The organism is Streptomyces sp. T12, assembly GCF_028736035.1.
Classification (GTDB): Bacteria; Actinomycetota; Actinomycetes; order Streptomycetales; family Streptomycetaceae; genus Streptomyces.
The window spans coordinates 10,573,904-10,600,517 of sequence record NZ_CP117866.1; the positions used below are offsets into that span (position 1 = coordinate 10,573,904).

General features: G+C 71.5%; 23 protein-coding genes and 1 pseudogene. 10 read left to right on the forward strand and 14 right to left on the reverse strand.

Going from position 1 to position 26,614, the window contains the following annotated elements:
• Window positions 1-90: 90 nt before the first annotated feature.
• Together PBV52_RS47265 and PBV52_RS47270 are read left to right on the forward strand one after the other, a co-directional pair.
• The gene (locus PBV52_RS47265) at window positions 91-963 is read left to right on the forward strand and encodes a hypothetical protein (RefSeq protein WP_274248028.1); all 873 of its coding nucleotides are present in this window, start codon (window positions 91-93) and stop codon (window positions 961-963) included.
• 133 nt (window positions 964-1,096) lie between these two features.
• Window positions 1,097-1,471: a hypothetical protein gene (locus PBV52_RS47270; protein WP_274248030.1), complete on the forward strand. Its 375-nt coding sequence runs from the start codon at window positions 1,097-1,099 to the stop codon at window positions 1,469-1,471.
• A gap of 24 nt (window positions 1,472-1,495) precedes the next feature.
• Here PBV52_RS47270 and PBV52_RS47275 read toward each other — a convergent pair whose 3' ends face one another.
• Entirely contained in the window at window positions 1,496-2,656 is a 1,161-nt protein-coding gene (locus tag PBV52_RS47275) for a M20 family metallopeptidase (protein ID WP_274248032.1), read from the reverse strand.
• Window positions 2,657-2,775: 119 nt separating this feature from the next.
• Here PBV52_RS47275 and PBV52_RS47280 point away from each other — a divergent pair, with 119 nt between their 5' ends.
• Window positions 2,776-4,791, forward strand: coding sequence for an NADPH-dependent 2,4-dienoyl-CoA reductase (locus PBV52_RS47280; protein ID WP_274248033.1), 2,016 nt, complete (start codon window positions 2,776-2,778; stop codon window positions 4,789-4,791).
• Window positions 4,792-4,844: 53 nt separating this feature from the next.
• Window positions 4,845-5,396 (forward strand): PadR family transcriptional regulator, encoded by a 552-nt coding sequence (locus PBV52_RS47285; RefSeq protein ID WP_274248035.1) that lies wholly within the window; start codon window positions 4,845-4,847, stop codon window positions 5,394-5,396.
• A 66-nt stretch (window positions 5,397-5,462) separates the two neighbouring features.
• On the opposite strand, the gene PBV52_RS47290 is transcribed toward PBV52_RS47285, so the two are convergent.
• Together PBV52_RS47290 and PBV52_RS47295 are read right to left on the reverse strand one after the other, a co-directional pair.
• On the reverse strand, window positions 5,463-5,993 hold the full coding sequence (locus PBV52_RS47290; protein ID WP_274248037.1) for a hypothetical protein: 531 nt from the start codon (window positions 5,991-5,993) through the stop codon (window positions 5,463-5,465).
• 166 nt (window positions 5,994-6,159) lie between these two features.
• Window positions 6,160-7,137 (reverse strand): fibronectin type III domain-containing protein, encoded by a 978-nt coding sequence (locus tag PBV52_RS47295; protein ID WP_274248039.1) that lies wholly within the window; start codon window positions 7,135-7,137, stop codon window positions 6,160-6,162.
• A gap of 406 nt (window positions 7,138-7,543) precedes the next feature.
• Here PBV52_RS47295 and PBV52_RS47300 point away from each other — a divergent pair, with 406 nt between their 5' ends.
• Window positions 7,544-8,311 carry a glycoside hydrolase family 75 protein gene (locus tag PBV52_RS47300; RefSeq protein WP_274248041.1) on the forward strand — a complete coding sequence of 256 codons (768 nt, stop codon included), beginning with the start codon at window positions 7,544-7,546 and terminating at the stop codon, window positions 8,309-8,311.
• Here PBV52_RS47300 and PBV52_RS47305 read toward each other — a convergent pair.
• Window positions 8,265-9,026, reverse strand: a complete 762-nt coding sequence (locus tag PBV52_RS47305; RefSeq protein ID WP_274248042.1) for an SDR family NAD(P)-dependent oxidoreductase — start codon at window positions 9,024-9,026, stop codon at window positions 8,265-8,267. The two genes, PBV52_RS47300 and PBV52_RS47305, sit on opposite strands and share 47 nt — an antisense overlap.
• Before the next feature lie 152 nt (window positions 9,027-9,178).
• Here PBV52_RS47305 and PBV52_RS47310 point away from each other — a divergent pair, with 152 nt between their 5' ends.
• On the forward strand, window positions 9,179-9,829 hold the full coding sequence (locus PBV52_RS47310) for a TetR/AcrR family transcriptional regulator (protein WP_274248044.1): 651 nt from the start codon (window positions 9,179-9,181) through the stop codon (window positions 9,827-9,829).
• Window positions 9,830-10,069: 240 nt separating this feature from the next.
• Here the strand turns inward: PBV52_RS47310 and PBV52_RS47315 are convergent, their stop codons facing one another.
• From PBV52_RS47315 to dhaK, 3 genes are read right to left on the reverse strand one after another with little or no spacing between them, the layout of a single operon-like run.
• Window positions 10,070-10,489 (reverse strand): PTS-dependent dihydroxyacetone kinase phosphotransferase subunit DhaM, encoded by a 420-nt coding sequence (locus PBV52_RS47315; protein WP_274249978.1) that lies wholly within the window; start codon window positions 10,487-10,489, stop codon window positions 10,070-10,072.
• Window positions 10,490-10,511: 22 nt separating this feature from the next.
• Window positions 10,512-11,111: a dihydroxyacetone kinase subunit DhaL gene (gene dhaL, locus PBV52_RS47320; RefSeq protein WP_274248045.1), complete on the reverse strand. Its 600-nt coding sequence runs from the start codon at window positions 11,109-11,111 to the stop codon at window positions 10,512-10,514.
• Window positions 11,112-11,157: 46 nt separating this feature from the next.
• Entirely contained in the window at window positions 11,158-12,150 is a 993-nt protein-coding gene (dhaK, locus tag PBV52_RS47325; protein ID WP_274248047.1) for a dihydroxyacetone kinase subunit DhaK, read from the reverse strand.
• 708 nt (window positions 12,151-12,858) lie between these two features.
• Between dhaK and PBV52_RS47330 the strand changes: the two genes are divergently transcribed.
• Entirely contained in the window at window positions 12,859-13,164 is a 306-nt protein-coding gene (locus PBV52_RS47330) for a hypothetical protein (protein ID WP_274248049.1), read from the forward strand.
• Between the two features lie 310 nt (window positions 13,165-13,474).
• On the opposite strand, the gene PBV52_RS47335 is transcribed toward PBV52_RS47330, so the two are convergent.
• A complete protein-coding gene (locus PBV52_RS47335; protein WP_274248051.1) occupies window positions 13,475-14,158 on the reverse strand; it encodes a hypothetical protein in 684 nt (227 codons plus the stop codon).
• An 89-nt stretch (window positions 14,159-14,247) separates the two neighbouring features.
• On the reverse strand, window positions 14,248-14,928 hold the full coding sequence (locus PBV52_RS47340) for a hypothetical protein (RefSeq protein ID WP_274248052.1): 681 nt from the start codon (window positions 14,926-14,928) through the stop codon (window positions 14,248-14,250).
• Window positions 14,929-15,174: 246 nt separating this feature from the next.
• Between PBV52_RS47340 and PBV52_RS47345 the strand changes: the two genes are divergently transcribed.
• Complete coding sequence (locus PBV52_RS47345; RefSeq protein WP_274248054.1) at window positions 15,175-16,536, forward strand: wax ester/triacylglycerol synthase family O-acyltransferase; 1,362 nt, start codon at window positions 15,175-15,177, stop codon at window positions 16,534-16,536.
• Window positions 16,537-16,606: 70 nt separating this feature from the next.
• Here the strand turns inward: PBV52_RS47345 and PBV52_RS47350 are convergent.
• Window positions 16,607-17,108, reverse strand: a pseudogene (locus PBV52_RS47350) (universal stress protein); the annotation flags it as partial.
• Window positions 17,109-17,215: 107 nt separating this feature from the next.
• Here PBV52_RS47350 and PBV52_RS47355 point away from each other — a divergent pair.
• Both PBV52_RS47355 and fdhF read left to right on the forward strand, forming a co-directional pair.
• Entirely contained in the window at window positions 17,216-18,901 is a 1,686-nt protein-coding gene (locus tag PBV52_RS47355; protein ID WP_274248056.1) for an NAD(P)H-dependent oxidoreductase subunit E, read from the forward strand.
• Window positions 18,898-21,579, forward strand: coding sequence for a formate dehydrogenase subunit alpha (gene fdhF, locus PBV52_RS47360; protein ID WP_274248058.1), 2,682 nt, complete (start codon window positions 18,898-18,900; stop codon window positions 21,577-21,579). Before PBV52_RS47355 ends, fdhF begins: the two co-directional genes overlap by 4 nt.
• A gap of 13 nt (window positions 21,580-21,592) precedes the next feature.
• On the opposite strand, the gene PBV52_RS47365 is transcribed toward fdhF, so the two are convergent.
• The 4 genes from PBV52_RS47365 to PBV52_RS47380 all read right to left on the reverse strand — a co-directional run bounded on the left by PBV52_RS47365 (window position 21,593) and on the right by PBV52_RS47380 (window position 26,596).
• Window positions 21,593-22,012, reverse strand: a complete 420-nt coding sequence (locus PBV52_RS47365; protein ID WP_274248060.1) for a CBS domain-containing protein — start codon at window positions 22,010-22,012, stop codon at window positions 21,593-21,595.
• 231 nt (window positions 22,013-22,243) lie between these two features.
• Entirely contained in the window at window positions 22,244-23,122 is an 879-nt protein-coding gene (locus tag PBV52_RS47370) for a potassium channel family protein (RefSeq protein WP_274248063.1), read from the reverse strand.
• A 113-nt stretch (window positions 23,123-23,235) separates the two neighbouring features.
• Window positions 23,236-25,635 carry a glycoside hydrolase family 65 protein gene (locus PBV52_RS47375; RefSeq protein ID WP_274248066.1) on the reverse strand — a complete coding sequence of 800 codons (2,400 nt, stop codon included), beginning with the start codon at window positions 25,633-25,635 and terminating at the stop codon, window positions 23,236-23,238.
• A gap of 58 nt (window positions 25,636-25,693) precedes the next feature.
• Window positions 25,694-26,596 (reverse strand): universal stress protein, encoded by a 903-nt coding sequence (locus PBV52_RS47380; RefSeq protein ID WP_274248068.1) that lies wholly within the window; start codon window positions 26,594-26,596, stop codon window positions 25,694-25,696.
• Between the last annotated feature and the right edge of the window lie 18 nt (window positions 26,597-26,614).

The window sequence follows — 26,614 nt, forward strand, 5'->3', positions numbered from 1 at the left end:
AGCACACGTTCGCACCCTTGGTCTGTACATGACCACACGGGCCCGCGAAACTGTCCGCCGACACGCACCCGCCCCCAAGGAGTTGCTTCCATGGCCCTGCGCGCCCGGCAACGTTGTCACGCCGTCCTCACCGGCCTCGTCGCCCTCACCTTTGCCGCCGTGCTGTCCACGGCGGCGCCCGCGCAGGCCGCCGACACCTGGACGGAGGTGGGCTCGGACCGCGCCGACCCGCTGACCGAGAGCCAGGGCCTGACCTCCGTGGAGGTTCCGGCGAACAGCCCCAACCGCTACACGGGCATCGGCACGATCCCCGTTTCGGTCAGCAGCCGCGGCTGGAACCATGTGGGTGACCCCGACGCCTCCTCCAACGGCTACTACATCGAGCCGTACCAGGCGGACTCGGGCAGCGCGAAGATGTTCCGGGTGCAGGCGCCGGACGGGACCTGGTCGGAGTACGTGCACACGCTGGGCGCCGGGGAGGCGCTGAACAACTCCTTCGTCGCCGTCTCACCCGCCGGCCAGTGGATGGTCTCCGGCGAGTGGGGCACCATGACCCGCCTGCTGGTCCACCCGACACCGGGCGTCAACCCCGGCACGTCACCGTCGGCGAACCTCCCCTGGACGTCCAGCATCCGGCTGGACCACGCCGTACGCGACATCCAGGGCTGTGACTTCCTCGGCGCCACGACCCTGCTGTGCTCCTCCGACGACCCGGCGGGCACCCTCTTCGGCATGACCAAGCCGCTGCTCCGGATCGACCTCTCCGCCGAGCCGGGCGCCTCCGACGTGACCGGCCACGTCACGGCGCTGCGTCAGCTCCCGATGCGCAGCTCCTGCTCGGGCGAGTTCGAGACGGAGGGCATCGACTACGACCGCCGCACCGGAACCCTGCGCGTGATCGTCATCTCGCCGGGCTTCTGTGTGCTCACCGACAGCAAGACGTACCGGTTCACGCGCGGCTGAGGGCGCCCGCGGACTGCGGACGGTGCGGCTCCGCCGGTAGTGCTCTGCGCCCTGTGGTGCTTTTCTTGGGATTGGGGTCCGCTTCCGCGGCAACCCGTGGTACCGCGGCGCGGCCACGAGAGGAGCGATCACGATGGACCGTGAACGACTGCACGAGGAACCCGTCTCCGTCGAGATCAGCGGATGCAGCAAGGAGGACGCCCGGATCGTCTTCGACACGCTGTGCACGTGCTTCGAGTCCGACCGGCGCCCCGAGGATGTCCCGCAGCAGCTCCATGAGACCCGGCCCATGGTGTGGCTCGGCACGTTCGAGGTCACGGACACGCACGCGTGCCCGCCTCCCGCCAGGCTCTCGTCGTCCGTAGAGGCCGACGCGCAGGGCGGCTACTGGGCCATCGAACAGCTCCGTACGGCACTGGACTCCCTGTTCACCGTGCACGACCTGTCCTCGGCCTCGGGAGACCAGGAGAGGGAGCTGCATGTGGTGCTGGATAGCCGCAGCTCATGATGAGCGCAGCCGTGAGGGGCTCGGTCAGGGCGAGCCCAGCAGGCTGAGCACGGCACGCCGGTGGACGGCGTGGACGGCGGGCAGGTCTTCGAGACAGGCCCGCTCGTCCACGCCGTGCAGCCCCTCGTAGCGCACGCCGAAGCCCGCCGTGGCCGGGATGCCCTCACCCGCCAGCAGATTGCCGATGTTCGACGGACCGGCGGTCTTCGGCCGCACGGCGAGGCCCTCCCGAGCGGCGGCGTCCAGCAGCGCGGCGGCGGGCTGCTGGTCCTTCGCCAGCCGGTACGGCGGCCAGGCGGCGACCGGGGTGATCGTGGTCGGCCGCGGTGCGGGCACCCGCACGTCCAGCTCGCCCACCGCCGCACGCACCAGCCGCTCGGCGGCGTCGGCGTCGAAGGCCGGCGTGGTGCGGATGTCGACGCCCAGCTCGCACCGGTCGGGCACGACCGAGAAGCCCTGACCGCCGTGGCAGGAGGTCACCGTCAGTCTCGGTGGCAGCGGGAACTCCCCATCGACGCCCGGGAGTTCGGCTTCCTCCAGGAGGCGTACGAGATGCGCCGCGCGCGATACGGCACCCGGTGCGGTGCGGCGGGACCCCGAGTGGCCCGAGGCCGCGTGCACCGCGATCACGGCCCGCCACAGGCCCCGCCCGCCGACCACGACCTCGTCGAGTCCCGGGTAGCCGATCATCACCCCGGCCGGACGCACCGCCTCCGGGTCGGCCAGGTAGGCGCGGGCGCCGCCGAAGCCGCCCGTGTGCTCGTCGGCGTCGAGGAGTACCGCGAGCCCGCCGTGCAGGGCGTCGGCACGGCCGTGCAGCTCGGCCGCGATACCGCAGAACATCGCCGCCGCGAGCTTGGAGTCCGCGGCGCCCCTGCCGCGCAGCCAGCCGTCGACGACCTCGCCGGAGTCCGGTGCGAACGACCAGGCGGCCTCGTCGCCGTAGGGCGCGGTGTCGACGCAGGCGTCGAGCGCCCACCACGGGCCGGGCCGCCCGCCCGCGACCTCGACCAGCAGGCCGACGGTGCCGCCCTTGCCGTCGTCAAGGCGGCGATACGGCAGCTCACGCCCCGCGAGCCAGTCCTCCAGAACGCCGAGGACGGGGCCGTAGCCGTCGATTCCGGCGCGGCTGGGGCAGCGGACCAGCCGCTGGGCGAGGTCGATCACATCGGCGTGCGCGGTCATGGGGTCACTGTGCCCGAGCGTGGTCCGTGTCACCCCTCCCCGGTTGTGCAACTAGTTGCATAAACCTCTCGCGGTCCTCTACAACTACAGAGGTACGACACCGCGCACGGAGGGGCCCGATGAGCCGTTACCCGCACCTGCTGAGCCCGCTCGACCTGGGCTTCACCACGCTGCCCAACCGCGTCCTCATGGGCTCCATGCACGTGGGCCTGGAGGAGGCCGAGCGCGGCTTCGAGCGCATGGCCGCCTTCTACGCGGAGCGAGCGCGCGGGGGAGTGGGCCTGATCGTCACCGGCGGCATCGCACCCAACGACGAGGGGCGCCCCTACGAGGGCGGCGCCAAGCTCACCACCGAGGCGGAGGCCGAGCAGCACCGGGTCATCACCGACGCCGTGCACCGCGAGGGCGGCCGGATCGCGATGCAGATCCTGCACTTCGGCCGGTACGCCTACCACCAGGACCTGGTCGCCCCGAGCCCGCTCCAGGCGCCGATCAGCCCCTTCCCGCCCCGCGAGCTCACCGACGCCGAGGTCGAGCGGACCATCGACGACTACGCGCGCGCCGCCCGCCTGGCCCGGCAGGCCGGGTACGACGGCGTGGAGATCATGGGCTCCGAGGGCTACCTCATCAACGAGTTCATCGCCCAGCAGACCAACCGGCGCACCGACCGCTGGGGCGGCTCGTACGAGAACCGCATGCGCTTCCCGGTCGAGATCGTCCGGCGCGTGCGCGAGGCCGTCGGCGAGGACTTCATCATCGTCTACCGGCTGTCCATGCTGGACCTCGTCCCGGGCGGCTCCACGCTCGACGAGGTGATCACGCTCGCCAAGGCCGTAGAGGCCGCCGGGGCGACGATCATCAACACCGGTATCGGCTGGCACGAGGCGCGCATCCCGACCATCGCCACCTCGGTGCCGCGCGGCGCCTACACCTGGGTCACGAAGCGGCTGATGGGCGAGGTGTCGGTCCCGCTCGTCACCACCAACCGCATCAACACCCCCGAGCTGGCCGAGGAGTTGCTCGCCGACGGCCGCGCGGACATGGTTTCGATGGCCCGCCCGATGCTCGCCGACCCCGACTTCGTCGCCAAGGCCGCCGCCGGGAAGCCGGAGGCGATCAACACCTGCATCGGCTGCAACCAGGCCTGTCTCGACCACACCTTCAGCGGCAAGATCACGTCTTGCCTGGTCAACCCGCGCGCCTGCCACGAGACCGAGCTGACGCTCGCCCCGACCCGGCTGCGCAAGCGGGTCGCCGTCGTGGGCGCCGGACCCGCCGGCCTTGCCTGTGCCGTGAGCGCGGCCGAACGCGGCCACGAGGTCACGCTGTTCGACGCCGCGAGCGAGATCGGCGGCCAGCTGAACGTCGCCCGCAAGGTCCCCGGCAAGCAGGAGTTCGACGAGACGCTGCGCTACTTCCGCCACCAGCTCGACTGGCAGCGCGTGGACGTACGGCTGAACACCTGGGTGGCGGCCGAGGACCTCGCCGGGTACGACGAGGTGGTGGTCGCCACCGGGGTCACCCCGCGTACTCCGGACATCCCCGGCATCGACCACCCGAGCGTCGTGGGCTACCTCGACGTCCTGCGCGACGGCGCCCCCGTCGGCGAGCGCGTCGCCGTCCTCGGCGCGGGCGGCATCGGCTTCGACGTCGCCGAGTTCCTCACGGACGGCGGCGACAAGGCGAGCGAGGACCCGGCGACGTACTTCCGCCAGTGGGGCGTCGACATGGACTACACGGGCCCCGGCGGCCTCGCCGCCCCCGAGCGCCCGGCCCCGCCGCGCACCGTCCACCTGCTCCAGCGCAAGGCCACCAAGGTCGGCGCGGGCCTCGGCAAGACCACCGGCTGGATCCACCGCACCGAGCTCAAGCACCGGGGCGTCACCATGGTCCCGGGCGTGCGCTACGACCGTATCGACGACGCCGGACTGCATGTCACCGTCGGCGAGGAGAGCACGGTTCTGGCCGTGGACACCATCGTCCTGTGCACCGGGCAGGAGCCGCGTCGCGGCCTGTACGAGGAGCTGCTCGCCGCGGGCCGCAGCGTGCACCTCATCGGCGGTGCCGACGTGGCCGCCGAACTGGACGCCAAGCGGGCCATCAAGCAGGGCACGGAGCTGGCGGCGAGCCTGTAGGGGCGAGTGGCCGCATTCGTAGGATGACCTCCTTGCGTCCCTAGGATGAACCCATGTCACTCCCGCACGCGATCCTCACCGCCCTGGTCGAAAAGCCGTCATCGGGGCTGGAGCTGACCCGCCGGTTCGACAAGTCGATCGGGTACTTCTGGTCGGCGACGCATCAGCAGATCTATCGCGAGCTGGGAAAACTGGAGGCCGAGGGCTTCATCCGCACCCTGCCGAGCGAGCAGCCGGCCCGCGGGCAGAAGAAGAGCTACGAGGTCCTGCCCGCGGGCCGCGCCGAACTGGCCCGCTGGACCGCCGCGTCCCAGGACCCGAGGCCGCACCGCGACACGCTGCTGCTGCGCATGCGTGCCGCGGCCGTGGTGGGGACCGAGGGCATCGAGGCCGATCTGCGGCGCCATCTCGATCTGCACCGGCGGCAGTTGGCCGAGTACGAGGAGATCGAGAAGCGCGACTTCCCGCCCGGCAAGGACAGTTCGCAGGACCGGCTGCGGCACCTGGTGCTGCGCGCCGGCATCGATCTGGAGACCTTCTGGACGCAGTGGCTCACACGCGCTCTGGAGGAGTTCGCGGAGCTGCCGGGCCGAGAGACGGCGTGAGCCGAGGGCGCTTCTGAGCCGGTACGGCGTTCGGAACGGGTACGGCCTCCGGAACAGGAACGGCGTTCAGAGCCGGTACGGCTTCGAACGGCGGCGCAGGACCCAGGCCGCCGTGGCCAGGACACCCGTGCCCACCAGGGCGCCGCCCGCCACCAGCGTCAGGGTGCCGTAGTCCTTGCTGCCACCGCCCATGCCGCCCATGACACCGCGCGACGGCGAGGCCGTGGCGGAGACCCTGGGGGCGGTGACGATGACCGACTGGGTGCCCGCCGTGGAGCCGTTGGAGCACACGACGATGACGGTGTACGTGCCCGGGCTCACACCCGACCAGGCCGCCGACTGCAGCGTCGCCGTCCCCGACAGGGAGACCTGGCGCCCTTGGGCGAAGTTCGCCTGGCGGCTGTTGAGCAGCGAGGCGGTGCCCCAGCTGCCGTTGACGTTGGTGCACGCACTGGTCGTGACGGAGACCGTGGACCCGGTGGTGCTCACGGAGATCCCCGAGACCGCGGCGGCCGGACCGGCGGCCAGGGTGAAGGGAAGAGCGGAGGCGGCTGCCACGGTCAGGCCCGAGCGGAGGAAGAGCGATGAGTTGCGCATGTGATGCCCTCCGGCGGCACGGTTGGCGGTACGTCCGTTGCGCCGCCGAGGGTCGGGAACGCCCGTGCTGCCTCAGGGGCAGCCAACGCGCCCCGGATCCGTCCCGCATGCGGACCGCCGCCGGACAGGTGACGGACTGCTGCATCCGGGGGCGCCGGACCGGACGTCAGTCCCGCCCGCCCGTCGTCACCGTCCGCTGCGCCGAGAAGCCGCCCCAGGTGCCGTCCGGTAGCCTCCCCCGGATCCGCACCCGGTGACCGACTCCGGCCTCCCGGCCCAGATAGAAGCTGTACGTGGCCCGCTCGCGCGGCGCGCTCCCGCCGTACACCAGCGACGTGGCCGGACGGCCGTCGAGCTCGACCTGGTACTCCGCGATCACGCCGTCCGTGCGTGGCGGTACCCAGCTCAGGTCGAGGTAGTACGCCCCGTCCGCGAGATGGGTCGTCGCCCGGAAGGCGGTCGGCGCCGTGCCGCGTCCGTCGTCGGTGCCGGGCGTGGTGACGCGGACCGCCGCCGTGGCGGGCGAGAGGTTGTCGGCTGCGTCCCGGGCCCGGACGGTGAAGGAGTAGCGGGTGCCGGGCCGAAGTCCGGTGACCACGGTCGCCGTCTGGTTTCCGCCCACACTGTGGATCTTCGTGTCGCCCTGATAGATGTCGTACGACACCACGTCCCGGTCGTCCGTCGCCTGCGACCACGACAGTTGGGCTGCCCGGCTGCCGACCGCACGGCCCTCGGCCCGCCCCGGACGAGTCGGGGCGGAGTGGTCGGCGGCGACGGCCGCGGGAGTCGTCGCCCGGACCTCCTTGCTCGGCGGCCCGAGCCGCCCGTCGGTGTCACGGGCTCGCACGGTGAAGGCGTACACGGTGGACGGCCTGAGCATGGTGACGTCCACCATGTGTGCGGAGCCCGGCACTTCCTTGACCTTCGTGGGTCCCCGATACACCTCGTAGACACGGATGTCGCGGTTCGCGGAGACCGCGTTCCACATGACGTGCACGCTGGTCGCGCTGCCCGCGGCGGCCGTGACACCCGTGGGCGCCGCGGGCAGCCGGCCGCCCTCCTCTTCCGCCCCGCTCCACGCGCAGGACGAGAGCAGGACGAGCACTGCGCAGAGCGCGAGCACGAGGACGGGAACGCGTCGCACGACTCTGCCTCCCGGGGCCAACTGGCAGCAATGGTCCGGACCAATAGGGCTCCACTATGTCGCCGCTGACGCGATCACCTCAAGAGGGCGGTCGTTGATGAACCGCCAGGGACGTTACGTATGCTGAAGCCCCTCGGGGCTGAACTCTCCATGAGGGGAGGGGAGTTCACGCCTGCCGACGCGGGCCGCTGTCGTCGCTGATCCCGCGCCGGGGCGCGGGTGGCCGGGGGCCGGGGTCCGTTTCGCGGGCTCACGCCCCCGGCTCCTGCCGGAAGTTCGGGGAGATCGTCGGGTAGTCGTGTCGTCGGGGTGCACGCTGTACGGCCCCGCTGGTGGCAGCATGATCGACACAGCATCGGATGGGCTGAGTGTCCGTCAGTGTTCCTCGACGAGAGGGTCCCCTATCGTGCGTTTCCACTCGCTGACGCTGGCCGCGGCGAGCGCCGCCCTGCTCGCCCCGACGCTGCCGCCCCCGATCCCGCCGCCCGCGCAGGAAGGGTCAACGGCCCGCCGCGAGGCCGACGTCAGCGCCACTGATCTGCTGTCGAAGGTGCGTGAGTGTGCCGCGGTCTCCCAGGGGCGCTACCGCAGCGACAGTGGTGTGCCCGCGTCGATCCGGGTCTGCGGGGCGCGGGACGCCGTGTTCTGGAAGGCCGACATGGACATCGACTGCGACGGGCAGCGCACCCGCCACTGCAACCGCCGTACCGATCCGTACTTCTCCGCCGCGACGGCCTACCAGCAGTCCGACGGCCGCTACTTGAGCGCCGAAAACCTCCCGTACATCGTCGTGCCCGCTCCGAGCCGCCTCTGGAACCCACTTGACCACGGCATCCGCGGCGGCTCGGTCGCCGCGGTCGTGTACCAGGGCCGGGTGCGGTACGCGGTCGTCGGTGACGTCGGCCCGAACGACATGATCGGTGAGGCGTCGTACGCCGCCGCCGAGGCCCTCGGTATCTCGCCCGACCCGCACAGCGGCGGCACGGCCTCCGGGGTCACCTACATCGTCTTCAAGGACGCGCGGGTGACGCCCATCGAGGACCACGCGGCCACCGTGACGGCCGGGGAGCGGCTGGCGAGGGAGTTCGTGCACGGCAGGCGATTCGCGCACGGTGGGGGAGAAGGTGTCAGACCGCCGACCAGCCGTCGTCGACCGGCAGGACCACGCCGTTGATGTTGCTCGCCGCGTCCGAGGCGAGGAACACGATGGCGGCGGCCTGCTCCTCGGGCTGGGCCAGCTTGCCGATGTTGACGAAGTGCGGGCCGAGGGCCGCCGGTCCGTGCGCGTCCCGCGCGGCGTCCACGACGATGCCGGTCTGAGTGCCGCCCGGGGCGATCGCGTTCGCGCGGATTCCCTGCTTGCGGTACATGACAGCAAGGGACTTGGTGAGCCCCACCACGCCGTGCTTGGACGCCGTGTAGGCGGCGCCCGCGGCGCTGCCGCGCAGGCCGGCCTCGGAGGCCGTGTTGACGATGGTGCCTCTGCCCGCCTGGAGCATGTGCGGCAGGACCGCCCGGGTGAGCAGGAAGGGGGCGGTGAGGTTGACTCGTATGACCCGCTCCCACTCGGCGTCGGTGACGTCCGCCGGCGCCGACATGCGGTCCATGATCCCGGCGTTGTTCACCAGGACGTCCACGCCGCCGAAGCGCTCGACGGCGGTCTCGACGACCCGGTCGACGACGGCCTGCTCGCTCAGGTCGCCGACGACGGCGACCGCACCGCCGCCCGCCTGCTCGATCTCCTTGACGACCGTCTGTGCACCCTCGGCGTTCAGGTCCGCCGCCACGACCCGGGCACCCTCCTTGGCGAAGGCCAGGGCGGCCGCGCGCCCGATGCCCGAGCCCGCTCCGGTGACGATGACGCTGCGCCCGTTCAGTCCGCCGGTCATGAGTTACTCCCATCCGTGAATCCGAGGGCGGCCTGTCGAACGCGCCCGAGGGCCCCACCCTACGACTTAATGTCTCTGAGTGACATAAAGTCCTCGGGGAGAGTTTTCGGAGAGAATTCCGGGAGAGCGATCAGCGCCGGCCGGAGGAGAACATGACCGCAACCCGTGGACGTACGAGGCGACCTACGGGACGACCACCCCTCACCGAGGAGCGCAAGGCCGAGATCCGGCTGGAGATTGCGCGAGCGGCGGTGGACCTGTTCGTCACCCAGGGCGTGGCGGCGACCACGGGCGAGCAGATCGGAGCGGCGGTCGGCGTCTCCGCGCGCACCGTGTGGCGCTACTTCCCGAGCAAGGAGAGCTGCGTACGGCCGCTGTTCTCGGCCGGTATCGACCTGATCGCCGACTGCCTGCGGCGGTGGCGTCCCGGGCAGCCGCTCGAGGAACTCCTCGACGAGGAACTCGCGGTCGAGGGCCGCCTGCTGGCCGGGCCCGACCGCGCGACCGTAGGGGCCCTGGTGCGACTCACCCGTACCGAGCCCGGCCTGCGCGCGATCTGGCTCCAGACGTACGACGAGGCCGAACCGGCGTTCGCCCGCGCCCTCGCCGAACGCGCCGGCCTGCCCGCCGACGATCTGCGCCCGACGATCCAGGCGGCGACCCTCAACGCGGCACTGCGCGCGGCGGTCGAACACTACGCCTGGCACACCGCCGACACCCGCCTCGACCGGGCGACGGCACAGACCGAACTGGCGGCGACACTGCGGTTGGCGCTGGGGGTTGCGGCGCAGGGGGTCGGGTAGGGAGGCGGGCTCTGGGGAGCGGTGGTCATGGGGCGTGGAACAGCACGAAGATTTTGTGCGGCGGCTGCCAAGACCTCCGGAAGCGGCTGCCGTCACTTCGAGGCGGAAGCCAGGGCCCTCGGCGCGCGAACCATAACCCGGGACGCGGCCGAGGGGCCCGTGGCGCCACGGCTGCCGCAGACCGCCTCGCCCGAGGGCCTGCGGTGTGGCCTGCGGTGTGGCGGGCTGCCGTAGGTCGTCCTACACCTTCCGGTAGGTGTACGCCTCCGCGGCCGCCGCCTCCACCGCCGCGAGGTCGGCGCCCGTGGCCGCCGTGACGACCGCGGCCACCGTGCCCTCGACGAACGGGGCGTCCACCAGGCGTGTGTTGGCGGGGAGTTCGTCGCCCTCCGCGAGCAGGGCCTTGACGGTGAGGACCGCGCTGCCCAGGTCGGTGAGGACCGCGACCCCGGCGCCGCGGTCCACGGAGGCGGCCGCCGCGGCGATCAGCTCGGCGCTGGTGCCGAGGTCGCCGGCCTCGGTACCGCCCGCCGCGGCCACCGGCACCGCCGTTGCGCCGCCCGCGAGGCCCTGCGCCAACTCGGCCACCGAAGCGGCCACCTGAGCGCTGTGCGAGACCAGCACGATGCCGACGAGCCGCTCGCTCTTGTCGTCACTCACCTTCTCGTGACTCACCTTCTCGTCACTCACCGTTCGCCTCCACCAGCCCCGCGATCAGCAGCGCCGAGGACGTGGCCCCGGGATCCTGGTGTCCGATGCTGCGCTCCCCGAGATAACTCGCTCGCCCCTTGCGGGCCTGCAACGGCGTCGTCGCCAGGGCGCCCTCCTCGGCGGCGGCCCGTGCCGCGGCGAAGCCGTCGCCGAGCGCGTCCACGGCCGGCACCAGCGCATCGATCATGGTCTTGTCGCCCGGCGCCGCCCCACCGAGCGCCATGACCGCGTCCACCCCGTCCCGCAGCGCCTGGGCGAACTGATCCTCGCTCACCTCGCCGGCGTCCCCGAGGGCTTTGCCGGTCCGGCGCAGCAGGGTCCCGTAGAGCGGTCCCGACGCTCCGCCGACGGTCGAGATGAGTTGCCGCCCGGCGAGCATCAGGATCGCACCGGGCGTCTGCGGGGCCTCCTTCTCCACCGCCGCGGCGACGGCGGTGAACCCGCGCAGCAGATTGCTGCCGTGGTCCGCGTCCCCGATGGGCGAGTCGAGGGCGGTGAGCCGTTCCGCCTCACGGTCGACGGCAGCGGCGGTCGCCGTCATCCAACGGCGGAAGAATTCGGCGTCGAGCACTGGATCTCCTTGCGTGACAGGTGCGTTGCGAGCATCCGGCTCCGGATCACATTCCCCACCGCAGCCCCGGCGTCTTCACCGGCGCGTTCCACAGCCGCAGCAGCTCCTCGTCCACCTGGCACAGGGTGACGGAGGCGCCGGCCATGTCGAGCGAGGTGACGTAGTTCCCGACGAGGGTGTGGGCGACGTTCACACCGCGCTCGGCGAGCACCCGCTGGACCTCGGCATTGAAGCCGTACAGCTCCAACAGCGGTGTCCCGCCCATGCCGTTGACCAGGACGAGGACAGGATTGCGCGGGGTCATGTCGTCCAGGATGGCGCCCACGGCGAAGTCGGCGATCTCACCCGACGTCATCATCGCCCGCCGCTCCCGGCCCGGCTCGCCGTGGATGCCGATGCCCAACTCCAGCTCGCCCGGCGGCAGATCGAAGGTGGGGCTGCCCTTGGCGGGGGTGGTGCAGGCGCTGAGGGCGACGCCGAAGCTGCGGGAGATCTCGTTGACCTGCCGCCCGATCGCCTCCACCCGCTCCAGCGGCTGCCCCTCGTCCGCGGCGGCACCGGCGATCTTCTCCACGAACAGTGTCGCGCCCGTGCCGCGCCGGCCGGCCGTGTAGAGGCTGTCGGTGACCGCCACGTCGTCGTTGACGAGCACCTTCGCGACCTGGATGCCCTCGTCCTCGGCGAGTTCCGCGGCCATGTCGAAGTTGAGGACGTCACCCGTGTAGTTCTTCACGATGAACAGCACACCCGCCCCGCTGTCCACGGCGGCCGCGGCACGCACCATCTGGTCGGGCACCGGCGAGGTGAACACCTCACCCGGACAGGCCGCCGACAACATCCCCGGACCCACGAATCCACCGTGCAGCGGCTCGTGCCCCGACCCGCCACCGGAGACGAGGGCGACTTTTCCCTCGACGGGTGCGTCCCGCCGTACGATCACGCGGTTCTCCACGTCGACGACCAACTCGGGATGGGCAGCCGCCATGCCGCGCAGCGCGTCCGCGACGACCCTCTCTGCGACGTTGATCAGCATCCTCATTGATACCTCCTGGTGAGATTAGCAGCTGGGCTCATGACCTGCGTTTAACCAGGTCAGCACGGTTGGGGCCGGTTTTCGATCTTGGCGGTCCGTGGCGGTCGAGGACGGGTTCCGGCGGTACTGATGCTGACTTAATGCTGACTTTGATGACGGGTCGTCAGGTGTCTGTGGTCGTGCTGCGTGTCGTCGCCGGAGCCCCGATGTCGGCAGTATCGCCCTTGCCGCAGCGAAGGTCACGTGGGCGGGCGTTCCGGGGGCGTGCCCCTGGCCTCGTGCATCGCCCGCAGGGTCCAAGAGCCTGGCCATTCGGGAGGCCGCCACGGCCGGCTTGATGTGGTGGACGCCAGGACCGTGTCCGTCTCGGCCCCGACCTGGCCGGGGATGCGATTGCGACACTGCGCGCCGGTAGACGCGGGTGAGTCTGCCGGCGCAACCGTGGGAGTGGCCCGGCGGCATCGCGGTGTTCGCGGTGTTCGCGGTGGGCATCCTCGGCTTCCGGGACGGGTGGCTCGCGGCCGTTACCGACCGGATGCACCGGCGCTGCCGCACCGCAGCACTGCTGGCCGTGGCGGTGCCGGCGGTCGGCATGCTCGGCCTGAGGGCCCTGGGCGGGCGAGGACGTTGCGGGAGGCTGGAACGGACCGTCGCTGGGGTTCGCCGCCTTCGAGCATTCTCGTCGTCTTCGGCTAGGCGTGGCCGCTTGGGGTGGTGCAGCGGCGCCTCGACCGGCCGCTGCGACGGACCGGCCCGGTCGTCAGCCGCAGTGCCTATGGATCATTCATCGTCCAGGAGCTGGCCTTGATCGGATTCGCCGTCGCCCTGCGTCCCGTCCCCGTACTGGCCGAGGTGAAGATCCTCGCCTTCGTCGTCGGCGGCATCGCGGGCTCGTTCGCGCTCGCGTGGCTCCTCATCGCCCGCGTTCCTGGCGTGGCCCGTGTCTTCTGGCCGTGCCGCAGCCGGAACTGCGCACTCGGGTTCCCCGCCCAGCAGACGGTGGTACTCGACGCGGCGTAATGCGGCCAAACATTCCGGTCATTGCAGTGGTCAGCGGAATCGGTGCCGCCGGGCACCGGCACGCACCATTCCAGGAAGGTGTCTTAGGGATCGCGGGGGAGGGGGTGAGTTCCACCGAGTTCCTCGGCGCGGTGCGCATGGTGGCCTGGCCGCTGCGGCGGGTGATGGCGGGGGCGATGCGGCGTTCGTTGTCTCGTGTCCTCCATCCCCCGATCCACAGGTCACGCCGTCGCCGGGATGCCCTGTGGCCATGGCCGCTCCCTGCCTCGGATTACGGCGCGGGCAGCACGGGTTGGCGTCCTCCCCGGGTTCACGCCGTCGCACTGACGCGCGTGCGCAGGTTGTGGAACTGACGAGCCTGCATGATCAGGTGGGCGGGTTCCCAGAACAGCACGTCCAGGGGTCGGGTGAGGGGCCGCGGGCGGCTGCGGCCCCGCGCGCGGACCACCAGCCGGGTCCTCCCGCCGGGCTCCGGCTGAAGGTGGAAGCCCCAGATCGAGTCGGCGTACGCACGCGGCGGTGGCTCGTCCAGGTCCAGCCTGTCGAAGGGGCGTCCGGAGGGCAGCGCCGTCCGCGAGCGCAGGACCAGTGTCCGCTCCGGTTCCAGGACCGCGACGGTGAACCAGACCTCCCCGCTCGGCACGGAGTCCAGGTGCTGTCCCTTGTCGAGGCGCTGCCACTCCGGGACGATACGTTCCGCGCTCGGGTGTCCACTGTTGTCCAGGCGGTCCCAGCTGTACCAGCCGCCGCGGTTGCAGCCCATCTGCTGCAGCCAGGGCCAGACCCCTTCGGGCGGCGCCGACAGGGTCGTGGCCATGGTCGACGATCCGTCGGGGTTTGGGATGAGCTCGTCGCCTGGGTAGCTGCGGCCGGCTTCTTCATCCGTCGCGCCCCAGGTCAGCATCCGCGGTCTCAGGAAGATGCCGTACAGGGTCAGCGCTCCGGCCGCCACGCCGAAGGAACGTCGCCCAGCCGTGGGCCGGTGCTCGCTCATGTTTTCAGCGTCTCAGCTCCGTCCCGCTCGTACCACAGGAACGCGGAAGCGTCACCGAGCACGTCGGCAGACGGCCCCGACACCCGTCGTCAGGTCCCGTCCGGCGAGGTGCTGCGCGCACCGGTCGCGGACCTGGCCTCTTCCTCCGCCGCAGTCTTGATCGCCCGTAGCGCCGCGCGCATGACGATGCCGACACCGGGCGAGACGAGTGTCCAGTAACGGGCGAAGCGTCTGATGGCGGCCTGGTCGGTGCAGGCCGTGCGCGCCTCGTAGGTCAGCAGGGACCGCCCGGTGCCGTAGGGGTGGACCACCATTGCCGCGGCGATCTTCGCCCAGCCGGGCTCCGCGAACTCCGGGAAGTCGCCGGGCTCGACCCGACGCCATCGGATGGACGGCTGCCACACCTTGCCGATGGCGCCGAAGACCAACTCCCGCCCAGGATCCTCGCCAAGTCCGACCCACGGTTGCTGTTGCTCGCCCTCCGCCTGCTCTTGGTCGTGCCGGTCCTTCGTGACCGTGTCGAAGAGATCGGCCAGCCGCATCGACGCCGGCCGCGGAGCGGGGTTGCCACACAGCCGGTCGGGCAGGCCGCGTGCCCGGGCGATCAGGTCGAACAGTGGCGAGTGGATCGTGAGGAGATCGAGGTCGCGCGCTGCTTGGTACGTCGGCGACGGCCCGACGGCGACGGTCGTGCACTCCAGACGTGTGAAGCGGAAGTCCGGCAGGGCGCTGTCCAGCAGCAGTGGTCGGGTACCGGTGTGCGTGTCCATCAGAACCTCCTCCCGCCGGCACCTCCAGTGTCGTCGGCGCGCGGGTCCCCGGCGCGGCGGTGAGCCGGAAGGGCCGGTGGCAGGGGCGCTGACGCAGGAAGGCTGCCTTGGACTCGTACGACGGGTCTCGCACAATAGAAGTGAGCTGCAAACCGCCTCGCCGGACCGTCGCTTTCCGGGACGGGCGCGGTGTCGACCGCGATGACCAGAGGCGTGGCGGTGGCGTCGCCAGGGATGTGGTGGGACGTGCCGAATGGGACCACGGAGGGGCGGATCGAGCGGCTGAGTCCGCTGGATGTGAGCAACCTGCGCATCGAGACGCGCGGAGTGCCCATGCACGTTGCCGCGCTCGCCTTCGTGGAAGGGGCGCCGCTCACGGACGGGCACGGGCAGCTGCGTTCGGGTGCGGTTCGCGAACGCATCGAGGCTCGTCTGAGCCTTGCTCCTCGCCTGCGCCAGGTGCTGTACCGGCCGTCCGTCGGCCTGGGGCCGCCCCTGTGGGTCGATGACCCGCGATTCGACATCCGTCACCACGTGCGAACGCGGGCGATTCCTCACCCCGGCGACGAGGCGACCCTGCTCGTTCTGTGCGCGGAGTTGAACGAGCCGCCACTGGACCGCTCGCGTCCCCTTTGGGAGCTGTGGCTGCTGCCCGGGCTCGCCGACGGCACCGTCGCGATACTCGTCCGCCTGCACCACGCGGTCGCCGACGGCCTCGCCGCCCTCATGCTCATGGGCGCGCTGCTCGATCCGACCCGCGATGCGGTGTCCTCCGACCCCTGCCCGTGGTCACCTCAGTCACCTCCCGGCATGGGGGAACTGTGCTCGGACAGCCTCCGCCGGTACCACGCATCCCTGACAGGCGCAGCGCGCACACTCGGATCTCCCGCTCGTGCGACCACTCGCCTTCGATCCCTGTCGGCGGGGGCACGCCGACTCCGGCACGAGGGCCCAGCCCCTCGGCTTTCGATGAACCGCCCGGTCGGCAGGCACCGGCGTCTTCTCCTCCTCCGAGCGGGCTTGGAGGACATCAGGGCCACGGCACACCTCCACCGGGCGACGATCAACGACGTCGTGCTCACGGCGGTGGCCGCCGGAGCGCGCGGGCTGCTCCAGGCCCGGGGCGAGCTGACGCCCGGGCTGAGCATCACGGCATCGGTGGCGGCATCCCTGCGTACCCCGGCGGCGGACGGACGGCCCTGGGGAAACCGCGTGGGCATCATGCTGGTGCCGCTACCCGTGAGCGAGAGCGACCCACTCCGAGGGCTGCAACAAATCGCGGCTGCCACTGCGTCACGCAAACAGCTGCCTGCTTATCAACCCATGGGCCGGCTCGCCCAGTCGCTGCTGGTGCGGACCATGTTCCACCAGCGGCTGGTCAATCTGTTCACGAGCAACTTTCCCGGCCCAGCCATGCCCGTGAGCCTCGCGGGCGCCCGACTCCGGGAGCTGTTCCAACTGGGCGTGGTGCAGGGGAACGTGCCACTCAGCGTCGGAGTGATCTCCTACGACGGCCAGCTCAACTTCTCATTGGTCGGCGACGCGGACACCGTCCCGGACCTGGACGTCTTCGCCGCCGGGATGGCGGAGGTGCTGGACCGGTTCTGAGCTGCGGACGCTCTACCGAATCGCCCGCTTCTCCAAGTGCTCACTCTCGGCCGGCGGGCCGGCGCGATCCGTTCGCGTACGGCATCGACGTGTCCTGGGGTGCGGGCAGCGGCGCACTCCATGTCGTCCAGGCATGGAGCGCAACCAGCGGCGCTCCCGAAGTGGGGCCCCGACGGAGGCGAAGTCCACTGCCCTGTCACCCGCGGCGGAGCCGTCGACGCCCAGCACGATCGGACCATCGCTCTGCTGCTCGCGCACCACGAGCACCGGACACCGGGCGTGCGCCGCGGCACGCGACTGCGACTCCAGGGCGTCAACGGCTCCCCGGTCACCACGAGATGACTGACGTCGACCTCGGGCGCCACCGTCCGGGCCCGCTCCACCGCCTCCGACACCACACGTTCGACCATGTTCTGGACTCCGCCCTCCGGCGGGCCCAGCGGCGACGGACCCAAGGGCGGATGCATCGCGGGCCACGTGAACGCATGGATCACCCGCAACCACGCCCCGCGCAACCGCGCAGCCGCCTCCACAGCAGCAAGACCCGATGCCGAGCCGTCCACGGGGGCCATCTGGCGCCGCTGCCGCTGCCGCTGCCGCTGCCGCTGCCGCTGCCGCTGCCGCACGCAAGCGCAATGCCGGAATTGCGGCCTCGTGCGGCCGCCGCCACGATGAGGGCATGGCTCCCGTTGGTCCCGTGGACCGTTTCGACGCGTTCCGGGCCTTGGACGATCGGCGTGGGCGGCCGGGAGGCCGGCTGATCGAGTCGCTGGCCGAGGTCAGGGCCGGTACAGCGGACAACCCCGAGGTCTGGGCTCCGGCGGCAGCCGTCGAGGTCGGTCTGCCCGCTGCCGCCGCCCTGGGACCAGCCAGTTACTACGCGGACCTTGCCGCTCCGCACGGCCGCCGTCATGTCCGGATCTGTGCGGCGACGGCGTGCTTCGCCGCGCAGGCCGGACGACATCTCCTCGAGGTGGAACGCGAACTGGGTGTCGACGCGGACGCGGTCTCACCGGACGGAGAGACATCACTGCAGACCGTTCGCTGTCTGGGCTACTGCTACGCGGGTCCCGCCGCGCTCGACGGGGACACGCCCTGCACAGGCCCGACGCTGGCCGGTCAGCTCGCGGGACGTGAGCCCGCGCGGGCGCCGGAGATTCCGGCGGCCGACGACACGGGCGACCCCGTGCTCCTGGGCGGAGTGGTGGCCGGGGAGCCCACGTGGCAGGTGTGGCCGCGGATGGTGACGACCGGTTCCGCGGACGCGGTCCAGCTGGAGGTGGCCGCATCCGGGCTGCGGGGCCGTGGCGGAGCGGGGTTCCGGGTGGCTGCGAAGTGGGCGGCGGCCGGCCGGGCCCCCGGCACCGTGGTGGTGGCCAACGGCGACGAGGGCGACCCTGGTTCCTACGCCGACCGGCTACTCATGGAGGCGGAGCCGGAGCGGGTGTTGGAGGGCCTGGCCCTGGCCTGCTTCGCGTGCGGGGCAGAACGCGGTGTGATCCTGGTGCGCTCGGAGTATCCCCGCGCGCTGGCGCGGATGAGGGAAGCAGCCGAGCGGGCATACGCCGACGGGCACTTCGGGCCGTCCGTTCACGGCACGGACACCACCCTGGATGTGGAGGTGGCGGAGGGCGCCGGGTCATATGTCGCGGGTGAGGAGACGGCCCTGATCGCGAGCCTGGAGGGGGACAGGGGTTGTGCCCGGCCGCGTCCGCCCTACCCGACCCAGCGCGGGCTGTGGGACGCGCCGACGGTGGTGAACAACGTCGAGACCCTTGCCTCCGTCCCATGGATCGTCTCCCGTGGCGGGGAGGCGTACGCGCGGCGCGGGGTTCCGGGTGAGACCGGGACGAAGCTGGTCTGCCTGTCCGAGCGGTTCGCCCGACCGGGGGCGTACGAAGTCGAGCTGGGCACCCCGCTGGTGCGGATCGTCAATGAGCTGGGCGGCGGACTGAAGGCGGGCGCCGAGTTGAGCGCCGTGCAGGTCGGCGGACCGCTGGGTGGCTTCCTCTCCGTGGACGGGCTGGATGTCCCGCTGACCACCACCGCCCTCGCGGCCCGGGGCGCCGCGCTCGGTCACGCCGGACTGGTCGCCTTCGACCAGCATGTGTCCCCGGAGGAACTGCTGCGGCACATCTGGCAGTTCGCCGCGGCCGAGAGCTGTGGTGCCTGCTCGCCCTGCCGCGTGGGCTCGCGCCGCGGCCTGGAGCTGGCGTCCGCCGGGGGTCCGCCCGGACGGGAATGGCAACGGCTCGGGCGTGTTCTGGCCGAGGCGAGCCTGTGCGCCTTCGGACGGCGCATTCCGCATGCGGTGCACAGTCTCGCCCGCGTCTACGGTGACCGCCTGCGGGGATGGGGACCATGATCGAGGTCGAGGTCGAGGTCGACGGGGCGGACGTCTCCGTTCCCGAGGGGGCCTCCCTGCTCTCGGCAGTGAGGGCGGCCGACGCCGAGCTACCCGCCCTGTGCTCCGACGACCGGCTCAGTCCCGCCGGCTCCTGCCGTACCTGTCTCGTGCGGGCCGAGGGCCAGATCGTGGCGGCCTGCGTGACCCCGGCCGTGGCAGGTGCGCGCGTCGAAACCGGCACCGACGAACTCCGGCAGCTGCGCCGGGACGCGGTGGAGCTCATCGCATCAGCCCTGCCGCCCCGCGCGCTGAGCGCTGATAACCCCAGCGAACTCGCCCGGGTTTGCCGGTCGTTGGGCATCAGCGCCGAGACGGCCCAGGGCGGGGGAGGGCGGGGTGGGGACCACACCCACCCCTACGTCCACCTGGACCGGGACCTGTGTATCGCCTGCGGCCGGTGCGTCCGCATGTGCTCCGACGTACAGGGCACCTTCGCCCTGACCCTGACCGGCCGGGGCGGCGACACCGTCGTCGCCCCCGGCACCGGCGGGCCCTGGGCCGAGTCGGACTGCGTGGCCTGCGGCGGCTGCGTGGACACCTGCCCCACCGGCGCGATCACCGAGCCCGGCCCGGGGCGCGGACTCACGTCCGCCCATCGGCCGGCCGCCACCCGCACGACGTGCGGATACTGCGGTGTCGGCTGCGCCCTGGACGTCATCACGTCCGACGCCGAGGTCACGGCGGTCCTGCCGGCCCGGGACGGCCCGGTCAACCAGGGCCACGCCTGCGTCAAGGGCCGCTTCGCCCATGGCTATCTCACCTCTTCCGAACGCCTGACCCGGCCCCTGCTGCGCCGCCACGGCCGCCTGGAATCCGTCGGCTGGGACGAAGCGCTCGGCCATGTGGCGCGGGGCCTGAGAGAGGCCGCTGACACCGGCGGCCCGGACACCGTGGCGGCGATCTCCTCGGCCCGTGCCACCAACGAGGAGAACTACCTCGTCCAGAAGTTCATGCGGGTCGTCATCGGCACGAACAACGTCGACAACTGCTCCCGTCTGTGCCACTCCCCGTCCGCTGCCGGCCTGACCGCCTCCTTCGGGCTGTCCGGCGGCACCGACAGCTTCGACGACGTCGAGCGGTCCGACTGCCTGCTGGTGGTCGGGGCCAATCCGGTCGAAGCCCATCCGGTGGTCGGCGCACGCCTGCTCCGGCGGGTGCTGCGCGGGGCCAAGCTGGTCGTCGCCGATCCCCGCGCCGTGGGCCTCGCTCTGCATGCCGACGTACACCTGCGGCCCCGCCCCGGTACGAACGTGGCGCTCTTCCACGGTCTGGCCCACGTCCTGCTCGCCGAGGGGCTGACCGACGAGGAGTTCCTGCGCGAGCGGGCCACCGGCCTGCCGGAGCTCGTCGAGCTGCTGGACGACTACCCGCCCGACCGGGTCGCGGACGTCACCGGGGTGCCCGCCGCGGACCTGGTTGCCGCGGCCCGGCTGTACGGCCGTGCCGGGCGGCCCGCGATCGTCTACGGCCTGGGCGTCACCGAGCACCTGCACGGCACGGACGGGGTACGGTCACTGGCCAACCTGGCGATCCTGCGGGGTGCCGTGGGCAGCGACCGTGGGCACGGCGTCAACCCCCTGCGCGGCCAGAACAACGTCCAGGGTGCATCCGACATGGGGGCGCTGCCCGACCTCCTGCCCGGCTATGGAAAGGTGACCGACCCCGCAGTGCGGTCGCGGGCCGAGGCGGTGTGGGGTGTACAGGTCCCCGAACGGCCCGGCATGCGGATCCCGGACATGTTCGCCGCGGCACGGGCCGGGGAGCTGCGGGCTCTGTGGGTGATCGGTGAGGACGTCTGCGCCACCGACCCCGACGCGAACCGGGTGGCCGAAGCCCTGGACGCGTGTCCGCTCGTGGTGTGCAACGAACTGTTCCTGTCCGAGACCGCCCGCCACGCCGACGTCGTGCTGCCGGTCGCGTCCTGGCTGGAGAAGGACGGCACCTTCGTCAACTTCGACCGCCGGTTTCAGCGGGTCCGCCCTGCCGTGCCCCCGCCGGGTGAGGCGCGCAGCGACTTCGACGTCGTACGCGCCCTCGCCGCGCTCATGGGAGCTGACCTGGACTGCTCCGCTCCGGCCGACGCGCTGGCCGAGTGCGGTCGGGTCGCACCCGTCTTCGCGGGTCTCTCCCACGAGCGGCTGGACCGTGAGGGCGCCGTGCCGTGGCCTTGCCCGGACCCCGGCCGACCGGGGCAGGCCAAGCTCTACGCGGAACGGTTCGCCACGCCGGACGGGCGGGCCCACCTGGCCTCGGCGCCCTATCTCCCACCCGGGGAAACCCCCGACGACGACTATCCGTTGGTCCTGGTCACCGGGCGGCGCTGGGCGCACTACAACTCCGGCAGCATGACCCGCCGCGGCGGCAATCTCGCGCTCGACCCGGTCGACTTCCTCGACCTGCACCCCGACGACGCCGCCCGATACGGCGTCCGGGACGGTGCGCAGGTCGGAGTGGAGAGTCGGCATGGCCGGGCCCGGCTCATCGCCAGGATCAGCGAACAGACAGCTACCGGGCAGGCGTTCTGCTCGTTCCACTTCCCCGCGAGCGGAGTGAACCGCCTGACATCCGACCACGCGGACACCGTCACATCCTGTCCTGAGTACAAGGTCACCGCGGTACGCGTGACGGTGGGGTGATCGCGTCCGCCGGTCAGGGGACCGCGCAGACGACCTCGACGAAGTGGCCCACCCTGTCCTCGGGCAGGTGACGTGCGAGGTCCGCCTCGCTGATCATGCCGACGAGGCGATGGTCGTCAATGACGGGCAACCGCCTGATCCTGTGCTCCTCCATTGCCCGGAGGACCTGGTCGGCATCGGCTCCGGCGTCGATCGTGACCGGCTTGCCCTGCTCGAGCTGGCCCGCGGGCACGGTCCGGGGGTCCTTGCCCTTGGCGAGGCACTTCACCACGATGTCGCGGTCGGTGATGATCCCGTGGAGCCTGTCGTCCTCGCCGCAGATCGGGAGGGCGCCGACGTTCAGCTCCTTCATCCTGCGTGCCGCGTCCTGAAGCGTCTCGTTCTCCCGGATGCAGGTGGCACCGGTGTGCATGATCTCCCGGGCAGTGGGCATGGTCGTCTCCTTCGAAACGTCGCCGTCCGCGCGGGGAGAGCCCAGGGAGCCTGGCCCGCCCCGGCCGGTACTACTCGAGTCCAGTGTGGGTTGTTCGCATCCCGTGCGCATGCCGGGAACAGGCGGGCACGTCACCCGAGCGGTGGCGGGCTCCATGCTCATGGGTCGCCGAGCGCCTCCCGGTCAACGCCCCGGATGACGGATTGCCTCCGCCTCGGAGTGCACCTTCGCTCAAGGCTGCGCGCGCCCGCGACCATGGTCGGTGGCGTACGCGGCGAACACCTCCGCCGGTGGTCCTCCCGTGTGGAGGAAGCGCTGGTCAAGGATGGCGGCGAGGTCTGCCAGGGCACCGGCGAGCAGGTCACCGGCCAGTCGTACCTCGGGTCGTCGCGCTGCCTGTCCGCGCTCGGCGAGGGCGGCGGCGTAGCCGACCATGGCCGCCAGTGACGAGTGGTCCTCGCCGTCATGGAAGTAGTACGCCTCGGCGTACTGGGTGAAGTCGATGCGGACGCGTACGATTTCGGTGGCCAGGCTGTCCAGTAGCAGGGCTCCCGCAGTGGAGTCGAGCTGCGCTGTCGTCGGGTCCGAGTCGCGCAGCAGCGCCAGCCGGATGGCGAGGACCCTCCTGCGGGTCAGCGCCGGGTAGATCTCCAGCACCCAGGAGACCGTGGCCGTCAGGAGGGCGAAGCCGACGAGGGCTTCCAGCGGTGAGACCAGGCGCAGCCAGGCCTCACCGGGTGCGATGTCTCCCAGGCCCAGGGTGGCCACGGTGACGAGCGAGAGATACAAGGAGTCGAGCAGTGCCGGCTCCTGTGCCGCCTCGGAACCGGGTGAGAAGGCGAACGCGTCCGGCATGTGCGGCCAGTAGACGATGGCCCAGCCGATGACGACGGTTCCGGCCCACATGGCCACCACCGTCACCATGGCGAGTGGTCCGACGAGCCCGACCACCCGCCTGCCCGCACGGACGCGCCGGGTCAGTCGCCACAGAGCCGTCATCACGAGGCGGCTCAGGCCGCCGTGGCGGGTGGGGTGCCAGAGCGTGTGGAACAGGTCCCGCAAACTGACCATGACGAGCCCGGCACCGACCAGCGAGACCAACCACTTCATGCACACCTCCCACAGCGCTGTCACCCGGTGCGGAACCCCCGTTATCGGAGCCCAGGCCCCAAACTGACGGATCGTGCGGCAGACGCGGGGCCCGGCACGCCCATCCGCGCGGATCAACTCGCCGGCAGCACGAGCGTGCAGGTCTCCCCGGGCGCGACGGTGACGGCGCGGTCGGCCAGCACCACGCGGATCGGTGATTCCTCCGAGGCGGGCACACGAATCTCCAGCTGTCCGCTCCGGCGCCGTAGGCCGACATCCCAGTGACCGCGGTAGCGCAGCGAGAATCCGTACTCGGAGAGCGCTGGAAGGGGCACCGGGTCCAGCCACAGGGCGTCCTCGCTCGTCCCCAGGCCCGTCAGTCCGCGCTGGACCAGGTCGAGAGTTCCGGCCATCGCCCCGAGGTGGATGCCTTCGCCGGTCGTGCCGCCCTGGATATCGGCGATGTCGGCCTCCAGAGCCTCCTGGACGTAACTCCACGCCTCTGCTCGCCTGGCCCTGGCGAGGACCAGGCCGTGGACGAGCCCGCTGAGTGTGGAGCCGTGGCTGGTGCGCCGCAGGTAGTAGTCGACGGTTCGGCGCCAGACCTCGTCGTCCAGGTCGTACCCGAGGTGCCGGAACAGGGTCCGCAGCTCGGCGGGCGAGAACAGGTGGCCGAGCATGAGGACGTCGGCCTGCTTGGACGCCTTGTAGCCGTTGACTGTGTCGCCCTCGGCCTCCAGGATCCGGTCCAGCCGCCGGATGCTGGTGTGGCGCGCCCGGTAGGCGTCCCAGTCGAGCTCGGCGAGGTCGTCGTAGCCCTCGAACTGGCTGATGACGCCCTGGTGGAACGGCACTCGCAGCCGCCGGGAGATCTCCTCCCACCTCGGGAGTTCGTCGCCGTCCAGCCGGACGCGCTCGAACAGTTCCTCGCGGCGCCAGGCGGGGAGGCGGCGCAGCAGGTCCAGGGCACGGATGAGGACCCAGGCGGCGGTGACGTTGGTGTACGTGTTGTTGTCCAGTCCCGGCAGCGCGGCACCAGGGTAGGCGTCGTGGTACTCGTCGGGCCCGACGACCCCGCGGATGCGGTAGCGGCCCGTGCCGGGGTCGAACTCCGCGAGGTCCGCCCAGAAGCGAGCGATCTGCAGCAGCATCTCCGCGCCCTTGGTGTGCAGGAACTCGGTGTCGCCGGTGGCCTCGCAGTACTGCCACACGTTGTAGGCGATCGCCGAGCCCACGTGGTGCTGGAGCCGGGAGTGGTCCGGCAGCCAGCGCCCCGAGCGGGGGTTGAGATGCCACTGTTGGGTCTCCTCACGACCGTCGCTGCCGCTCTGCCATGGGTACATAGCCCCGGCCCGGCCGACTGCGGCGGCCGCCCGGCAGGCCCGCGCAAGGCGCCGGTGGCGGTAGTTCAGCAGGGCCCGGGAGACTTCCGGGAAGTGCAGGTTGAGATACGGCAGGACGAACAGCTCGTCCCAGAAGACATGACCTCGGTACGCCTCGCCGTGCAGCCCACGCGCCGGGACGCCCACGTCGAGATCCGCGGTGTGTGGTGACAGCGTCTGCAGGACGTGAAAGAGGTGGAAGCGCAGGATACGACCGGCCTGGCCCGGTACCTGGATGTCCGCGCGCCGCCACAGCCGCTCCCAAGCAGCGATGTGGGAGTCCAGCAGGGCCGGGAAACCCGCCGCGGTGGACGCCCGGTCGACCGCTTCGCCGAGCGGGTCGCTGATCGCCGTGTCGCGTGAGGTGTGCAGTGCCACGGTCTTCTCCACGGCGACGGGCCGGCCGGGAGCGATCGGGACCACCAGGCGGTGGACGGCGCGGCGGCGGGCCGGCCGAAGCTCCGACGAGGCTGCGGGCCCGCCGACGACGACGGTCCGGGCGGCCATGGCGACACCGATGTCCGAGGTGCTGGTCCGGCAGCTCAGCCAGACCGTGTGGGGTTCCTGCGCCCCTGTCCGCACCCGGGTCACATGGCGGCGGTTGAGTGCGCGGTAGCGGTGCACGTTGCTGTTGATCACCTCGCCGTCGAGGCAGGACTCGAGCTCGATCTCTCCCGACCAGTCCTCGGCGGTGAAGACCGTCTGCAGAGCCGCCAAGTGCGGGTCCCCCATGTGAACCAGGCGGGTCTGCTCGACGTCGAGAACACCCACCTTGTCATCCCGGTGGCGGAACCGGCGGGTGAGCGTGGCGCGGCGCAGGTCCAGGATGTGCCGGTGCTCCAGAAGGGTGTGCCTGTCCGGGGAGAACCACGGGCCCCACGCTCCTTCGGCGCGGCGCAGACGGAACCGAAGGAGCAGCCAGTTCGGGAGGTTGACCAGGTCCTCGTTCACCACCTGTCGCCCCGCCACGGTCGACTCCAGGCGGTCGTAGCACCCGGCCGCGTAGGTCCCCGGGCAGTGCACCAGGCCCGCCCGGCACTCGGGCAGAGCGCCCCGCGTGGCGAAGTAGCCGTTGCCGAGCGTGCAGAGCGATTCACGCAAGCGCTCGGCATCGGGGTCGTAGCCGTCCCACTCCCACGTCCACTCCGACATCCGCCGCCCTTCCTTCTCCCTCAGAAGCCGTGGGAGCCCTGGCCCGCGCGGGGAAACCTCAGAGCCGCTGAGGGACGACGGCGACCGGGCACTCGGAGTGGTGCAGCAAGGCGTGGGCGACCCTGCCGAGTTGCAGACCGAAGTGACCGTGCCGGCGCAGAGCACCGACGACGATCAGATCGGCCTCGGTCGATGCCTCCAACAGGACACGGTGGGCGGGGCCTTCGACCGGCCGACGGTGTACTTCGACGTCGGGGTGCTCCCGTACGGTTTCACGGAGCGCGTCGGTGAGGCGGTTGGAGGCCTGCTCCTCATGCGCCCCCATGGGTTCGTCCGCGATCTGGCGGTCCCCCCGGACGGAGTCTGGGGGAGGATGGTTTGCGTGCTCGTGAGCCGGGCTGCGCCATGCCCGTACGGCCGTCAGGGCACAGCCGCGTGCCTTGGCCTCGTGGGCGGCGAACCGCACGGCGCCCTCGCCGTCGGTCGAGTCGCCGACGCCCACCACGACCCGGCCGAAGGATCCTCGAAGGTTCTGCTCCGAGCCACGGACCACGATGACCGGGCACACCGCGCGAGCCGCCACCGCGAGGCTGACCGACCCCAGCAGCCGCCCGGCGATCTCGCCACGCCCGCGGGAGCCCGTGACCAGGGCGAATGCTTCGTGCCCTGCCCCCAGCAGCACGGACACGGCATCGTCGGGCAGTACCTCGCCCGACGGCTTCACGTCAGGATTGCGAAGCCGGGCACGTTCCGTGCAGGAGGCGATGATGTGCTCCACCATGACCTCCTCAGCAGGACGATCGGCGCTGAGGGACGGGCGGCTTCCCTCGTAACGCTCCCAGAGGGAGGCGTAGAGCAAGCGCAGCGGCAGCCCATGGCGTGCCGCCTCGTCCACTGCCCAGTCGATCGCCAGCAGACTGGGGTCCGATCCGTCGATGCCCACGACCAGGGGGAGTTCCATCGCCGCCACCGCCTTGTC

What these genes read in the sequence shown, in the direction of transcription:
- PBV52_RS47265 (WP_274248028.1), top strand. Translation starts at nt 91, where the DNA reads ATGGCCCTGCGCGCCCGGCAACGTTGTCACGCCGTCCTCACCGGCCTC.
- PBV52_RS47270 (WP_274248030.1), top strand. Translation starts at nt 1,097, where the DNA reads ATGGACCGTGAACGACTGCACGAGGAACCCGTCTCCGTCGAGATCAGC.
- PBV52_RS47275 (WP_274248032.1), bottom strand. Translation starts at nt 2,656, where the DNA reads ATGACCGCGCACGCCGATGTGATCGACCTCGCCCAGCGGCTGGTCCGC.
- PBV52_RS47280 (WP_274248033.1), top strand. Translation starts at nt 2,776, where the DNA reads ATGAGCCGTTACCCGCACCTGCTGAGCCCGCTCGACCTGGGCTTCACC.
- PBV52_RS47285 (WP_274248035.1), top strand. Translation starts at nt 4,845, where the DNA reads ATGTCACTCCCGCACGCGATCCTCACCGCCCTGGTCGAAAAGCCGTCA.
- PBV52_RS47290 (WP_274248037.1), bottom strand. Translation starts at nt 5,993, where the DNA reads ATGCGCAACTCATCGCTCTTCCTCCGCTCGGGCCTGACCGTGGCAGCC.
- PBV52_RS47305 (WP_274248042.1), bottom strand. Translation starts at nt 9,026, where the DNA reads ATGACCGGCGGACTGAACGGGCGCAGCGTCATCGTCACCGGAGCGGGC.
- PBV52_RS47310 (WP_274248044.1), top strand. Translation starts at nt 9,179, where the DNA reads ATGACCGCAACCCGTGGACGTACGAGGCGACCTACGGGACGACCACCC.
- dhaK (WP_274248047.1), bottom strand. Translation starts at nt 12,150, where the DNA reads ATGAGGATGCTGATCAACGTCGCAGAGAGGGTCGTCGCGGACGCGCTG.
- PBV52_RS47335 (WP_274248051.1), bottom strand. Translation starts at nt 14,158, where the DNA reads ATGAGCGAGCACCGGCCCACGGCTGGGCGACGTTCCTTCGGCGTGGCG.
- PBV52_RS47340 (WP_274248052.1), bottom strand. Translation starts at nt 14,928, where the DNA reads ATGGACACGCACACCGGTACCCGACCACTGCTGCTGGACAGCGCCCTG.
- PBV52_RS47355 (WP_274248056.1), top strand. Translation starts at nt 17,216, where the DNA reads ATGGCTCCCGTTGGTCCCGTGGACCGTTTCGACGCGTTCCGGGCCTTG.
- fdhF (WP_274248058.1), top strand. Translation starts at nt 18,898, where the DNA reads ATGATCGAGGTCGAGGTCGAGGTCGACGGGGCGGACGTCTCCGTTCCC.
- PBV52_RS47365 (WP_274248060.1), bottom strand. Translation starts at nt 22,012, where the DNA reads ATGCCCACTGCCCGGGAGATCATGCACACCGGTGCCACCTGCATCCGG.
- PBV52_RS47370 (WP_274248063.1), bottom strand. Translation starts at nt 23,122, where the DNA reads ATGAAGTGGTTGGTCTCGCTGGTCGGTGCCGGGCTCGTCATGGTCAGT.
- PBV52_RS47375 (WP_274248066.1), bottom strand. Translation starts at nt 25,635, where the DNA reads ATGTCGGAGTGGACGTGGGAGTGGGACGGCTACGACCCCGATGCCGAG.
- PBV52_RS47380 (WP_274248068.1), bottom strand. Translation starts at nt 26,596, where the DNA reads ATGGAACTCCCCCTGGTCGTGGGCATCGACGGATCGGACCCCAGTCTG.